At 50.4% G+C, this 14,582-nt stretch carries 10 protein-coding genes; 8 read left to right on the forward strand and 2 right to left on the reverse strand.

Going from position 1 to position 14,582, the window contains the following annotated elements:
• Positions 1-179 precede the first annotated feature (179 nt).
• From CRO74_RS06050 to CRO74_RS06085, 8 genes are all read left to right on the forward strand, one after another.
• A complete protein-coding gene (locus tag CRO74_RS06050) occupies positions 180-800 on the forward strand; it encodes a nucleotide exchange factor GrpE (RefSeq protein WP_097125086.1) in 621 nt (206 codons plus the stop codon).
• Between the two features lie 94 nt (positions 801-894).
• Entirely contained in the window at positions 895-2,061 is a 1,167-nt protein-coding gene (dnaJ, locus tag CRO74_RS06055) for a molecular chaperone DnaJ (protein ID WP_097125087.1), read from the forward strand.
• A gap of 459 nt (positions 2,062-2,520) precedes the next feature.
• Positions 2,521-3,846 carry an inositol-3-phosphate synthase gene (locus tag CRO74_RS06060; RefSeq protein ID WP_097126033.1) on the forward strand — a complete coding sequence of 442 codons (1,326 nt, stop codon included), beginning with the start codon at positions 2,521-2,523 and terminating at the stop codon, positions 3,844-3,846.
• A 3-nt stretch (positions 3,847-3,849) separates the two neighbouring features.
• Positions 3,850-4,356, forward strand: a complete 507-nt coding sequence (locus CRO74_RS06065) for a phosphatidylglycerophosphatase A family protein (protein ID WP_097125088.1) — start codon at positions 3,850-3,852, stop codon at positions 4,354-4,356.
• A 4-nt stretch (positions 4,357-4,360) separates the two neighbouring features.
• Positions 4,361-4,738, forward strand: coding sequence for a GtrA family protein (locus CRO74_RS06070; RefSeq protein ID WP_097125089.1), 378 nt, complete (start codon positions 4,361-4,363; stop codon positions 4,736-4,738).
• Positions 4,735-7,302, forward strand: coding sequence for a DUF5686 and carboxypeptidase-like regulatory domain-containing protein (locus CRO74_RS06075; protein ID WP_097125090.1), 2,568 nt, complete (start codon positions 4,735-4,737; stop codon positions 7,300-7,302). Before CRO74_RS06070 ends, CRO74_RS06075 begins: the two co-directional genes overlap by 4 nt.
• A gap of 12 nt (positions 7,303-7,314) precedes the next feature.
• On the forward strand, positions 7,315-8,601 hold the full coding sequence (locus CRO74_RS06080) for a DUF4833 domain-containing protein (protein WP_097125091.1): 1,287 nt from the start codon (positions 7,315-7,317) through the stop codon (positions 8,599-8,601).
• 29 nt (positions 8,602-8,630) lie between these two features.
• Positions 8,631-9,566, forward strand: a complete 936-nt coding sequence (locus CRO74_RS06085; RefSeq protein WP_097125092.1) for a phosphatase PAP2 family protein — start codon at positions 8,631-8,633, stop codon at positions 9,564-9,566.
• A gap of 357 nt (positions 9,567-9,923) precedes the next feature.
• On the opposite strand, the gene CRO74_RS06090 is transcribed toward CRO74_RS06085, so the two are convergent.
• Positions 9,924-12,878: a glycosyltransferase family 117 protein gene (locus tag CRO74_RS06090; RefSeq protein ID WP_097125093.1), complete on the reverse strand. Its 2,955-nt coding sequence runs from the start codon at positions 12,876-12,878 to the stop codon at positions 9,924-9,926.
• 143 nt (positions 12,879-13,021) lie between these two features.
• Positions 13,022-14,578 (reverse strand): carboxylesterase/lipase family protein, encoded by a 1,557-nt coding sequence (locus CRO74_RS06095; RefSeq protein ID WP_097125094.1) that lies wholly within the window; start codon positions 14,576-14,578, stop codon positions 13,022-13,024.
• Positions 14,579-14,582 lie beyond the last annotated feature (4 nt).

The raw sequence follows: 14,582 nt of genomic DNA on the forward strand, positions 1-14,582 counted from the left end.
GGTTATCCGTGAACCAGTTGCGCAATGAACGTAAAACATACCTGAGCCGAATATAAATCCTGTAAATCCGGAAAATCCTGGCACAGAAATACGTGTCAACTTGTCATGTGGTGCGGTTTTGGTCGGTCTTTTGCCCATCTTTGCCTATGAATTTCTGGAAGAGAAATAGAAGCTCAGTAATGGAAAATAAAGACATTTTGGATGAACAGGCATCCGGCGATTCGCAACAACCTGACAACCTGACAACTGAAAACGTGACAGAGGAAGAAGCCGTAACGGTAAATGGCGGAGAGCCAGCCGAAACAGAAGAAGTCTCATCGTCGGAAGCTTTCGTAGCTGAAACCGCACCGGCAGAACAGGGTAAAACCGGCAGTGAGCTGGCCGAACTGAAAGATAAATACCTCCGTTTATATGCTGATTTCGAAAACTTCCGTCGCCGTACAGCCAAGGAAAAACTTGAGCTGATCAGTAATGCCAACGAAGGTGTATTGAAAGTACTGATTCCGGTGGTCGACGATTTTGAGCGGGCGATGCAATCCATCGAAAGCACAAACGACGTGGCTGCTCTGAAAGAAGGTGTTTCGCTGATTTACACCAAATTGTTCAAGACACTGGAAGGCAAAGGTTTAAAGCCAATGGTATCGAAAGGGGAGACCTTCAACGCCGATCTGCACGAATCGGTCACTCAGTTTCCGGCACCGAGCGATGACCTCAAAGGCAAAGTGATTGACGAAATAGAAAAGGGTTATTACCTGAATGATAAAGTCATTCGGTTTGCAAAAGTGATTGTAGGAAGCTAACATAATGATTGAATGATACAATGATTGAATGATAGAATAGACTAGTATACCCTATTCTATCATTCAATCATTGTATCATTCAGCATTGAAAGATATGGCAACGAAGCGCGATTATTACGAAATATTGGGCGTTGATAAGAACGTCTCGGCGGAGGATCTCAAGAAAGCCTACCGGAAGATGGCGATCAAATACCACCCCGACAAAAATCCGGATGACCCTACCGCCGAAGAAAAGTTCAAGGAAGCGGCCGAAGCATACGACGTCCTGAACGACCCGCAGAAAAAAGCCCGGTATGACCAGTTCGGTCATGCAGGGATGAGTGGTGCGGCCGGTGGCGGATATGGTGCCGGTGGGCCAACGATGGACGATATCTTCAGTCAGTTTGGCGACGTCTTCGGCGACGATTCGCCCTTTGGCAGTTTCTTCAGGGGCGCTCAGGGTGGGGGCGGTGGTCGGCAGCGCGTTCGGCGCGGTTCCGATTTGCGTATCAAACTGAAGCTCAATTTGCAGGAAGTTGCCAACGGTGTTGAAAAGAAAATTAAAGTAAAACGGCACGTAACCTGTACCACCTGCGGAGGCAATGGGTCCAAAAACGGAACCGCCGTCCAGACCTGCTCTACCTGTAGCGGAACCGGGCAAACGCGTAAAGTGGTGAACACCATGCTTGGGCAAATGGTCTCGACCAGCACCTGCCCAACCTGTAATGGCGAAGGAAAGATCGTAACCGACCGTTGCGATGCCTGCTTTGGCGAAGGCCGCGTGTTGCAGGAAGATGTTATCCCGATCAAAATTCCGGCTGGCGTTGCCGAAGGTATTCAGCTATCGGTAGGCGGTAAAGGCAACGTTCCCCCACGGGGCGGTGTAGCGGGTGATCTGCTCATTGTCATTGAAGAGGAAGAAGATGCCGACCTCAAACGGGATGGCAACAATGTCGTTTTCGATCTATATATCAATTTCGTGGATGCCGCCATTGGTACCAGCGTTGAAGTGCCAACCATTGATGGCAAAGCTCGAATCACGCTGGAGCCGGGTACGCAAAGTGGTAAAATACTGCGCCTGAAAGGCAAAGGAATTAAAGAACTGAATGGCTACGGCCGTGGCGATGAACTCGTTCATGTAAACGTCTGGACACCTAAAATCCTGTCGGCGGAGGAGCGTTCCATTCTGGAAAAATTACGAAACTCACCCAACTTTCAACCAAGGCCCAACAAAAACGAGAAGGGATTTTTTGACAAAATGAAAGATTTCTTTCATGGTTGATTGATAAAATAGGCTAAAACAGAAAGCCCCGGTCGTCCACGACCGGGGCTTTCTGTTTTAGAGCTAACTGGTTCTTGATCAGTTTTTTTTGCCAAAACTATTTGCTTTTACCGATCGTTTACAAAGCACAGGCCTTAAATCACCCATTGGATAAGTTCAATTCATATATTATATAAATCTGGTTAAGGGGTGAACTTTATTGTCATTTATTCAATTGATTTAAACAAACGTTTTAAAGTCCTGTTAAATAGATACAGTTTACTATTTCAATATGAGCAAAAAAGTTACACCATAGCCTAAAATCTTTAACCGTTAAACATACTTATTGGTGCGAAACGGGTTTATGTACTAACCAAACTGTGTTAATCTCTGGAGCAAGCTCCTAAAACGGGCACCTGCTTGCTGGCTTTTTCCGACATAATGGCTTACAACACCAGTAAAAACATTAAAACAAACTCAATGAAACAACACACTACAGAACCCGATGGTAGATTGGGCGTCCTGCTTCCAGGGTTGGGAGCCGTGGCAACAACAATGATCGCTGGTGTTGAAGCGATTAAGAAAGGCTTATCACAGCCAGTTGGATCACTGACTCAAATGGGCACAATCCGGCTGGGATCAAAAGCGGACAATAACCGGCCAAGAATCAAGGATTTCGTGCCGCTGGCCGATTTGAACGATCTGGTTTTTGGGGGCTGGGATGTGTACTCAGACAACGTATATCAGGCAGCGGTAAACGCCAAAGTACTGGAGCCGGGCTTGCTGAATGCAGTACGGGCTGAATTGGAAGCGATTGTCCCGATGAAGGCCGCTTTCGACCGAAATTATGTCAAGAATCTCGATGGTACCCATATCAAAGAAGCCACCACCCGCTACGAAATGGCGCAGGCTCTGATCGATGATATTGAACAGTTCAAGACCAATAACGACTGTAGTCGGCTGGTAATGATCTGGTGCGGTTCGACCGAGATTTACATGGAAGAAAGTGCCGTGCATTCCAGTCTGGCCAGCTTTGAAGAAGGGCTGCGAAATAATGACCCTGCCATTGCGCCCAGCATGTTGTACGCCTACGCTGCCCTTAAATCGGGTGTTCCTTTTGCTAATGGAGCACCTAACCTGACGGTCGATATACCTGCCCTGATTGAATTGTCTTACCTGACCAATACACCCATTTGCGGTAAGGATTTCAAAACCGGACAAACACTGATGAAAACCATCCTGGCACCGGGCTTACAAGCGCGGGCATTGGGTGTTACCGGCTGGTTCTCAACCAATATTCTGGGTAATCGCGATGGACTAGTGCTGGACGATCCGGATAACTTCAAGACCAAAGAAGTGTCGAAGCTGAGCGTACTGGACGAAATTTTCCAGCCTGAGCAGAATCCTGAGCTGTATAAAGAACTGTACCACAAAGTGCGGATCAACTATTACCCCCCTCACGGTGATAACAAAGAAAGCTGGGACAACATCGACATTTTCGGCTGGCTCGGGTATCAGATGCAGATCAAGATCAACTTCCTCTGCCGCGATTCTATCCTGGCTGCGCCGTTGGTGCTGGACCTGGCGCTGTTCATGGATCTGGCCAAACGGGCCGATATGAGCGGTATTCAGGAGTGGCTTTCCTTCTATTTCAAATCGCCACAGACGGCTCCGGAACTCGCTCCCGAACACGATATTTTCAGACAGTTGTTCAAGCTGGAGAACACCCTTCGTTACCTGATGGGTGAAGACCTGATTGCCCATCTGGATCTGGAAGATTACCAAGATTTAGCCTCTACGGTATAAAGAATGCATAAATTGATAGCCACCGGTCTGGGCATCGGCTATATCCGCAAAGGTGGGGGCACGGTAGCATCCATTGCCTGTTGTGGTGTCTGGTACCTAGTCCTGCTCAGCGGAGTTTGGCCTGGTGCGGCCCAGCCTAATGCGGCCCAGCCTGGAGTGGCCCAGCCCGGTGGTTATTGGTTTTTAGTACCTGTGTTGATCACCAGTGTAATAACGGCGGTTGGCATTTGGTCTGCCACGGTAGTTGAGCAGGAGTGGGGTAAGGACAGCTACCGGGTTGTCGTCGACGAACTAGCGGGAATGTGCCTGACCTTGTTGTTCATCCCAATAACCGTAAAAAGCCTGCTGGCGGGTTTGCTGCTGTTTCGTCTGTTCGATATAGGTAAGCCCCTCGGCATCCGAAAGCTGGAGAAGCTGCCCGGCGGCTGGGGCGTCATGCTGGACGATCTATTGGCCGGGCTCTACGCGAATATTTTGCTGCGGGTTGCCCTGGTATTGGGTATTTTATAAAGTTATGAAAACGTTCTTTAAAGTTCAGGCAACCTCAATTGTTGCTTCGGGATTCGATTTCCTGACGACAGTTGGTTGTGTTAGTTGGTTGCATTGCTGGTATGTTACCGCCAGTGTTATCGGAGCCGTTGGTGGGGGACTGGTTAATTTTGGTATGTCGAAATCATGGACATTTTCGCAAAGTAATCAACCCGTTGGTCAGCAATTTAGACGGTTTGTGCTTGTCTGGCTTGGCAATACGGGCCTTAATGCGGCCGGGCTTTTTATGGTCACCCAGTTTCTCGATATCCGGTATCTGGTGGCTAAAACGCTGGTAGCCATTTTGATAGGCGTAAGTTATAACTATTTCTTTCAGAAAGACTTTGTCTTTAGCCTGTCATGAGTCAATCACTCCGCAACGCACTCCGTCAATCCCTCATGTTGCTGAGCGGATTGTTGTTTTTGAGTAGTTCGATAACCCTTGGGCAGACAACAACCGTAACGGGAACCATCATCGACGGACCCACCAACAAGCCGCTCCCCTTCGCCAACATTGTTTTTCCGGGTACAACCATTGGGACAACCAGCGATGAACGGGGCGTTTATACCTTAACGGCATCCGGTAATTTCACCAAAGTTGTCATATCCTTTATTGGCTATAAGTCAATCACTAAAAGCATTACCCCAGGTACAAGCCAGTCGGTAACGGTTAAGCTGGAACCGGATTCGCAACTGCTGAATGAGGTAGTGATCAGGAGCGGAAAACGGGAACGCTACCGAAATAAAAATAATCCGGCGGTTGAGCTGATCCGAAACGTGATCAGCCACAAAGAGCAGAATCAGTTAGGCAGTTACGCTTACGCGTCCTACGAGGAATACGATAAATTACAGTTCTCCCTAAGCAGTTTGTCAACGAAAGTTTCTGAACGGAAGATTTTTCAGAAGTACCGCTTTCTGCTCAATAACCGAGATACAACAACATTACCCGGCAAATCACTGCTGCCCGTTTATCTGGAAGAAAAGTTATCGGAACACTACCTCCGCAAAAGCCCCTCAACTGACAAAGTCATTGTTAAGGGCAATAAGCGGGTCGACTTCGGCCAGTATTTCGACAGTAACGGATTGAGTATTTACCTGAATCGGATGTATTCGAAAGTGGATATTTACTCTAATTCGATCTTTCTGATGACCAATCAGTTTCTCAGCCCCATTGCCAACAGTGCGCCGACATTTTACCAGTATTATCTGGCCGATACACTGGTGGTTGGCAAGACTAAACTGGTGGGGTTGAACTTTGTGCCCCGCAATACGACGGATATGTTGTTTGAGGGGAAGATGTACGTAACCCTGGATAGTAATTTTGCCGTGCAGAAAATCAATCTATCCGTCAACCCCAGAATCAACCTGAACTGGGTTCGGGAATTGCAGATCCGGCTACAGTTCGAACAGCATACAGATGGACGTTATTTTCTGAGTAAAAGCGATTTACTGGCCGACTTTGGTGCCAATAAAACCAGGGGGGGCGGTATTTTCGGCCAGCGAACGCTCTCGTACCGAAATTACAAAACGGATGAGCCGCAACCCGCTACATTCTACAGTGGTCAGCCGCAGGTAGTCGAAGCGGCAGCCGCCAGCCAGCCCGAAGCGTTCTGGAGCGCGAACCGACACGATTCCCTGTCTATTGCCGAATCGAAGGTTTACACCAACATTGATAGTCTGAAACGAATGCCGTCTTTCCGACGCACCATGGAGGCCTTTACCTTTGTGTTTGCCGGGTACAAATCGTTCGGCCCATTTGAAGTGGGACCGGCCAATACGTTCTACAGTTTCAATCCCATTGAAGGGTTTCGGTTACGGGTTGGCGGACGGACTACCCCCGAGTTGAGCAAACGGTACTATGCGGAAACCTACGCGGCTTATGGATTTAAAGATGAGCGGTGGAAGTACTTCCTGAGTGGTACTTACTCCATTAATAACAAGTCGATTTACCAGTTTCCGCAGAACTACATCCGGGCGAGTTTTCAGCGTGATACGAAGATTCCGGGCCAGGAACTTCAGTTTGTTCAGGAAGACAACTTCTTACTTTCCTTTAAGCGGGGGGTGAATGACAGGTGGCTGTACAACGACACCTGGCGTATCGACTATGTCCATGAGTTTGAAAACCACTTTTCCTACAGCCTTGGCTTTAGGAACTGGCAGCAGTCACCAGCGGGAAGCCTGGAATTTAAACGGCTCGGCGACTCCGAAAATACGCCCTCGCCAACGCTGACCACCTCCGAGTTTTCGGTAGAAGCCCGCTGGGCTCCGAATGAACAGTTCTTTCAGGGGAAAATTTACCGCGTACCGATCGTTGGCCGCTATCCCGTATTCACGTTGCGTTATACAGCGGGTGTCAAAGGTCTTTTGAATGGCGGGTATAACTATCAGAACGTCACGGGCGTTGCCAGCAAACGCTTTTGGCTCTCCCAACTGGGCTATTCGATGGTTACGCTTCAGGGCGGTTACATTCTGGGACAGGTGCCGTTCCCGCTGCTTACAATTCACCGGGCCAACCAAACGTACGCGTATCAGTTAAACTCGTACAACCTGATGAATTTTCTGGAATTTGTTAGTGATCACTATGCCAGCGTGAGTATCGATCATTCGTTCAATGGATTTTTCTTTAATAAGATTCCGTTGTTCAAACGGTTGAAATGGCGGGAGGCCGTCTCCTTCAAAGCGCTCTATGGGGGCTTACGAAGCGAGAACGACCCGAAACAGAATCCGTCGCTTTACCAGTTTCCCGTTGATGCCCTGGGCATTCCCTATACCTATACGCTTGCTGGAACACCGTATATGGAGGCCAGCGCGGGGGTGGCGAATGTGTTGAAGTTTTTCCGGATCGACCTGGTCAGACGGCTAAATTATTTAGATAACCCCAACGTGTCGGCTTGGGGCATCCGGGCTCGGGCAACGCTTGATTTTTAATCCATTCCAACTATGCAGCAGGCACTTCCTCTCCGAACCAAACTTCAACTGGGTATCTATACCCTTATCAATCCGTTTGTCCGGCTGTTGATCCGTTTGGGATTAACACCTAACATGGTGACCACCATTGGGCTGGTGTTGAATATAGGCGTGGCCCTGATCTTTATTATGGGTGCGGAACAAGGCAACCGGGGCGATCTTAGTTACGTTGGCTGGGCGGGTGCGCTGGTGCTGTTTGCCGGACTTTTCGACATGCTGGATGGGCAGGTGGCACGGTTGGGTAAGATGAGTTCGCTGTATGGTGCCCTCTTCGATTCGGTGCTGGATCGCTACAGTGAACTAATTCTTTTCCTGGGCATTTGCTATTATCTGATTTCGCATCACTATTTCTTTAGTTCGCTGTTTGCCTTCATCGCGTTGATTGGCTCGATGATGGTGAGTTATACCCGCGCCCGCGCCGAAGGTCTGGGCGTAGAGTGCAAAGGTGGCCTGATGCAACGGCCCGAGCGGGTCATTACCATTGGGGTGTCGGCGCTGGCGTGTGGCTGTTTTGCTCCGTTGCTGGGGCCTGATTTCAAGCTGTACATACCCGGTATTCCGGTACACGTCTTTGAAACCATGTCTATTTTTACCCTGCCCCTCATGGTTATGGCCATTATGACCAACATAACTGCCTTTAACCGGCTAACCGATTCCAGGAAAGCGCTAGAGGAAAAGGAAAAGACAACCAGTCCGCCGAAGGTACTCATGCTGGCGTTTTTGCTGCTCGGCAGCGTGGCTGGGTATTCGATTCCGGCGAACGATATTGCTACCGGTCATACGCAGGACAAAGTAGCGGTCGCCTTCCCAACGCCCAGAAATATTCCGAATCAGTTATTTTATATCCAGCGAGACCCGAATCCGAATACCATTATCTGCGCCCTGAATTTAAAAAATGGTCAGTTGGATAAGAACGACCCCGTTCATGTTTTCTGGATTCGGTATACTGAACAGAGCCAAAAAAAGGAGCTCTCATACATTCAGCGCACATTTGCTTATGGCGTTAAAGCGCGGCCTTTACGGAATGAGGAGTATGAACTGAGCTTTGTCTCCTACAAGAAGCTACCCCTTCATCTGGCGAAATCGGGCACCAACGATTATTACGTGTATGCTACCGTAAATCAGAAAAAGGTGATTTTGAAACGGATCTATCTGCGGATAGAAGGGGGAACCATGTGGATGCCAAATGTCAAGTACATTCAGCTGGAGGGAACAAATGCGTTGACGGGCGAGTCAACCGTAGAACGCATTATGGTTTAAGCGTTCCCTGTATACGGTTCATCTGTACCATGCATCAACCCCCGCAAATTAGCAGCCCAACGACTGTACGAGGAATTCTGCCGCTGACGCTGGCATCACTTGGGTATCTGTTGTTTTCATACCAACTCGTTGGCTTTAAATCCGATCAACTCGTACTCATCGGGCTGGTGAACGGACTTTATTATGCGTCCGAACAGAGCCGAAAGTTTGTTATGGGTTTCTCGATCTTCATTGTGTACTGGATTGTTTTCGATTACATGAAAGCGTTTCCGAATTACACGTACAATGCGGTACACATCGAATCCCTTTATTCACTGGAGAAAAAACTGTTCGGCATTCATTTCGGGCAGTCGCTGTTAACGCCTAATGAATACTGGCTGGCGCATCGAATGGATTCGCTCGACATTGTAACCGGCCTTTTTTACCTAAGCTGGGTGCCGATTCCGCTGTTGTTTGCCACGTATCTTTTCTTTACAAACCGACCTCAGTTTTACCCTTTTGCGCTGACCTTCGTGCTGGTCAATCTGCTGGGATTTGTTATCTACTATGTCTATCCGGCCGCACCGCCCTGGTATGTGCAGCTGTATGGGTTTACGTTTCATCCGTATACTCCCGGCAATACGGCTGGCCTGTCCCACTTCGACCAGCTTCTGGGTGTTTCGGTGTTTAGCTCCATTTATGCCAAAAGCTCGAATGTGTTTGCGGCCATGCCTTCCCTGCACTCATCCTACCCGGTCATTGTCCTGTATTACGGACTAAAGAACCGACTGGGCGCAGTAAACGGATTCTTTGCCGTCATCATGGGGGGTATCTGGTTCTCCGCCGTTTATACCAGCCATCATTATGTGTTGGATGTGCTGGCCGGAATTACCTGTGCCTTAACGGGCATTGTACTCTTCAATCGGTTAAAAAAGACGGCCTGGTTAAACGCGTTCATACAGCGATTAGTGCGACTAACCGCGTAAACGAAATACTAGTACAAGCTACCTTGCTTATTGCCGTCTGAGTTTGTAGGGCTATTGTATCAGACAGCATCCTGCTGTCTGGCCGTGAGGCAAAATAGTCTCCCCGGCGGCCCATTGCCCTCAACAACGTTCACGTCCTTGCCTGCATTATTTCATTTCTGAAGACGAACTTGAGCTGCCCATTTTTTTGCCTGACGGCCAGACAGCAGGATGCTGTCTGATACAGTAGTCAAAATCTACAGAGAGTAGCTTACCGCAAAACAACAGAGTGTTTGAATTGCCTGCGCAGGTCAAGCCATTACCCAAAAAGCCCGAACCACACCAGGTAGTTCGGGCTTTTTGTCTGGTACGAATCGATCAACCAAACGCGTTGATGTGCTTCTGGAAAATGGCTTCGTATTTATTAGCGGCTGCCGTTTGCTTGGCTTCCTTACAGGCTTCGACAATCGTTTGCAGAATGTACAAGTCTGAATCGGGGCTACCAAATCGCCCATTGCCGCTCTTGGCATAAGTCAGGTCCTGATCGGCGCGGGTGGCCATAACTTCGGCAATTTCGAGCGCCTTTTTGCTGTCGCCCACTTCAAACAGGAAGCGTACGTAGTTCGACGAAATCTGGTCGTACGGAATTGCTTTGTCCGGAATAACCTTCAGCGAATAATTCAGCACCTCAAGGGCTTTGTCTTTCCGGCCTTCGCGGATGAACTGATCGGCCAGACGGAAGAACGCGATACGGGCCGAAATTACCGGTGGGCCTTTGTAGGTTTCGTCATAATACACATCCGGGTTGTTGAACTCACGCCAGAAGGTCTTCTTTGTCATGTTGGTGTACATGATGTCGGAGTTGACATAGCCATCCGTTGCGCCCGGTACGGCCACCGGCATGAGCCGATACGCGTAACCTTCCAACTGCATGTAATTCTTCAGGCTCAGGTAGTTATCGCTCGCCAGCGTGCTGGAGAAGTAGATCGGACGTTTCCAGTTGTTGGTCGCAATCATATCGAGCATGATCAGGTCGGGCTTGTACAGGTCTTTCTTCCCGATGGTCCATTGCAGTGTATCCTTCATCAGCGGACGAAGCGCAGCCGGTACAAAATTCGCTTTGTCAACCGCAGCTTTGTCGATGGGCAGGAACAGTACCGACGAAGGCAGAATGCTCGTCATGTCGCCATTGGTGAGCGGCACCTGAACCGCCGGACTGCTCGTCTTGATCAGGTTGATGTACTGCTTGAGGTCGATTCCGTTTTTAACGCCCGGCACTTCGTAGAACGGCACAATGTCGTTTTTGCCTTTGTTGAAATTGTCGAACTCAAGCGAAATGGGCAGTGCTTCCGACTCGTAGGTCTTCCGCTTCATCTGCTGGATGTACCATTCTGTACCCAGCAAACTCAGGTTACATACCCGCACATCGCGCCGGAAACCTTCTACTTCCTGTACGTACCAAAGGGGGAAGGTGTCGTTGTCGCCACCGGTAAAGAGCACCGCATTGGGGGCGCAGGAATTCAGGAGGTTTTTAGCGAAATCGACCGACTGGTAACGCTTGTCGCGGTTGTGGTTGTCCCAGCTTTTCGCGCCCATCATAACGGGGACCAGCAGACAAACACCCGCCACGACGCCATTGCGGGCTACATCCGATTTTAAGGCACTGCGTAATCCTTCCGCAATCGACATAACGCCCAGACCGAGCCACATGGCGAAGAAGTAGAACGAGCCAACGTAGATGTAATCACGCTCGCGGGGCTCCGATGGGGGCGAGTTCAGGAAGACTTGCAGGGCAATACCGGTGAACAAAAACAAGAGCCCGACAATCAGGAAGTCGCGCCGACGGCGGAAGTATTGGAACGTGATACCAAACAGACCCAGAACGAACGGCAACATGTAGAAGTTGTCGCGGGCTTTATTGGTCTTCAACAGATCCGGCGCACCCTGATCTGTCGACCAGGGGAGGAGGTAACCCGCGCCTTCTTCGTCGCTCTCCCGACCGGCAAAGTTCCACATCAGGTAGCGCCACCACATGTGTCCTAACTGGTAGTTGAACATAAATTTCAGGTTATCGCCCATGGTCGGTTTTTGACCTTCTGCGAGGCCAAGCATCTGCCGGTACAGGGCCGGGTGGTTTTGCTGGCTACTGTAAACGCGAGGAAACAGCATCTCATCGCCGGGCGCATATACGTACTCCGGCTGGTGGTCGAACACAACGTATTTGTTGCCTTGTTTTTTCCACATGGGCGCACCCTGCTTCTGGTCGATGGGGCGGGCCGTGAAGACCGGCCCGTACAGCAGCGAGCGGCTTCCGTACTGCTCCCGACGCAAATACGACAGGAAGTTCAGCTCATCGCTGGGATCATTTTCGTTGATCGGTGGGTTGAAATCGGCCCGGACCAGCACCTGCATGTACGACGCATAACCAATCAGGACAAACGCCAGCGCCAGCAGGGAAGTATTCAGCACAACCCGCTTTTGCCGGGCCGACCAGATGATGCCGTACACGATAGCACCCAGGAAGACGACCGTGAAGAAGATAGCCCCCGAGGTAAACGGCAGGCCAAGGGTATTTACGAAAAAGCGCTCAAAGGCGAAGGCCATGCCGGGCAATCCCGGAATAATACCGGAGTTGATGATACCCAGAATAACCAGACCGATACCGAACGCCGTTGCACCGCCCCAGAACGTTGGTTTGGGGTATTTCTTAAAGTAATAGATGAGTGCCAGTGCGGGCAGCGTTACGAGGTTCAATAAGTGGACCCCAATAGATAGCCCCGTCAGGTAAGCGATAAAGATAAGCCAGCGGTTGGCAGCGGCTTCGTCTTCGATGCGCTCCCACTTGAAGGCAGCCCAAACGACGATGGCGGTGAAAAACGACGACATACCGTATACCTCGGCTTCGACCGCCGAAAACCAGAACGTGTCGGAGAAGGTGTAGGCCAGCGCACCAACGGCACCCGTACCAATGACCAGCAAGGTGTCGGCGGTGGTATAATCACGTTCCGCTTTACCGAGGAGTTTCTGGGACAGCATGGTGATGGTCCAGAACAGAAACGCAATGGTAAAGGCACTGGCCAGTACCGATGCCATGTTGACCCAATAGGCCACGCTGGTCAAATCGCCGAACGACATCATAGAGAAAAGTCGTCCCAGCAATAGGAAAAACGGAGCACCGGGCGGGTGGGGGACCTGGAGTTTAAACGAACACGCAATGAACTCGCCACAGTCCCAGAAACTGGCGGTGCGTTCCACGGTCATCGCGTAGGTAAAGAGCGCGACGGCGAAAACGAGCCAGCCCGTTAGGGTGTTCAGGCGTTTAAATGATTGCATACAAATGAAGATTAACGAACTGCTTTTGTGTAAGTAGTGGCCAAAAATACGCAAAAAAGCAGCCCGACCGGGACTGGACGGGCTGTTAAAGTTTGTTAAGGCTGGCTGTAGTTAGAGTTTCGTCAGAGGTCGACAGGATGTTTCTACCGTTTACGCATCGTCGTCAGCAGAAATTCCAGCGCGGGGCCATCCGGTAAAGACTGAACCCCTGTCTTCTTATCAAAGATCATGATCGGCTTGTCCGTAGTTGAATAAGCAGGCCAGTCGGGGAGGCCTTTTCCATTTGGATTGCCGGTTTTGATGAAATTTACCCAATAGGCCGACATCTCGTTGGCCAATCGCGTATCGACCGGCTCCAGGGGGCGGAGGGCATGGTCAATGAACTTAAGATTATCATAGGCATACGCCAGTTCACCGGTATGAAACGCACCGTAGCGGGCGTACTCACCCGTGGCGGGCACTTTTCGGGCAAAGCGATACACATAGGCCGTTTTCCCTTTTTGGCTTTGGATGGTTGCCCATTGGTAGTTCTGTGCGCCAAAAACCATATCTCTGGACACCTTCACCTGCGAGGATGCGGCTTCAACATCGGTTCCGGCCGGATAGAACTTGAGAAAAGTATCGGCGCTTGCTCCGTACTGCTCATTGATCTGCTTCCGGTAGTCATCTGCCTTTTTGGCGGGGCCAAACACCATCCCTTCGTCTTCATTCCAGCCAGTCAGCAAGCGAACATCGTTCTGTTTACCAGCCGCAAAAATATCGGCAACGGGCTGTGGCAATACGTAGCCATCTATAACCAGTCCGCGACCCTGCGCTTTTTTGAGGAGTTCGTCCGCCGGTTTCGCCCGTAGCTCGGCCAGCGAGGAGGCTCCCATCGACTGGGCCATCTTCAGACCGGCTTCTTCGGCCTGACTGAGCGTTGCCGCCGGGCGGGAGAAATTAGCTCCACTCTCGGCAATGGCTTTCGTGAACAGATTTTTCGCCACCGGAGACGCAACCAGTGCGTTTACGCTCATGGACCCCGCCGACTGGCCCGCGATGGTCACATTGGCCGGGTCGCCACCAAACCGGGCAATATTCTGCTTCACCCATTGCAAAGCCGCAATCTGATCCATCAAACCATAGTTTCCGGACGCATTTCGACCCGATTCCTTGGTGAGTTCCGGATGCGAGAAGAAGCCGAACGGCCCCACGCGGTAATTCATACTGACGAAAATGACGCCTTTTTTAGCCGTTGCTTCCCCGTCATATATGGGCACTCCGGTACCACCGCTGTTAAAGCCCCCGCCGTAAATCCAGACCAAAACGGGTCTCTTTTCGGTTGCTGATTTAGCGCCGGTCCAGACATTCAGATAGAGGCAATCCTCGCTGATCGGTTCTTTGGGGATCAGGAACTCGGCGCTCCAGGGACCAAACGGATTTGGGCTACCCTGAACCGGACTTGGCCCGAAGGCATCACATTTGCGTACGCCCGACCACGGAATAACGGGTTGGGGTGCTTTCCAGCGCAGGTTGCCAACGGGCGGTGCCGCAAAGGGAATCCCTCTGAAAATGTGAATGTCGCCGGCTGCGTTCGTCGTTCCGGATACCAGACCCCCTGTAACGTTTACAGCGTCAAACTCGCGGCTGACAGGTATTAAGGATATAAACCCGAACAGGAAATAGCAGGAAGCGACAAATGCTAATGCTTTTGTTTTCATGAGG

Source organism: Spirosoma fluviale, assembly GCF_900230225.1.
GTDB lineage: Bacteria > Bacteroidota > Bacteroidia > Cytophagales > Spirosomataceae > Spirosoma > Spirosoma fluviale.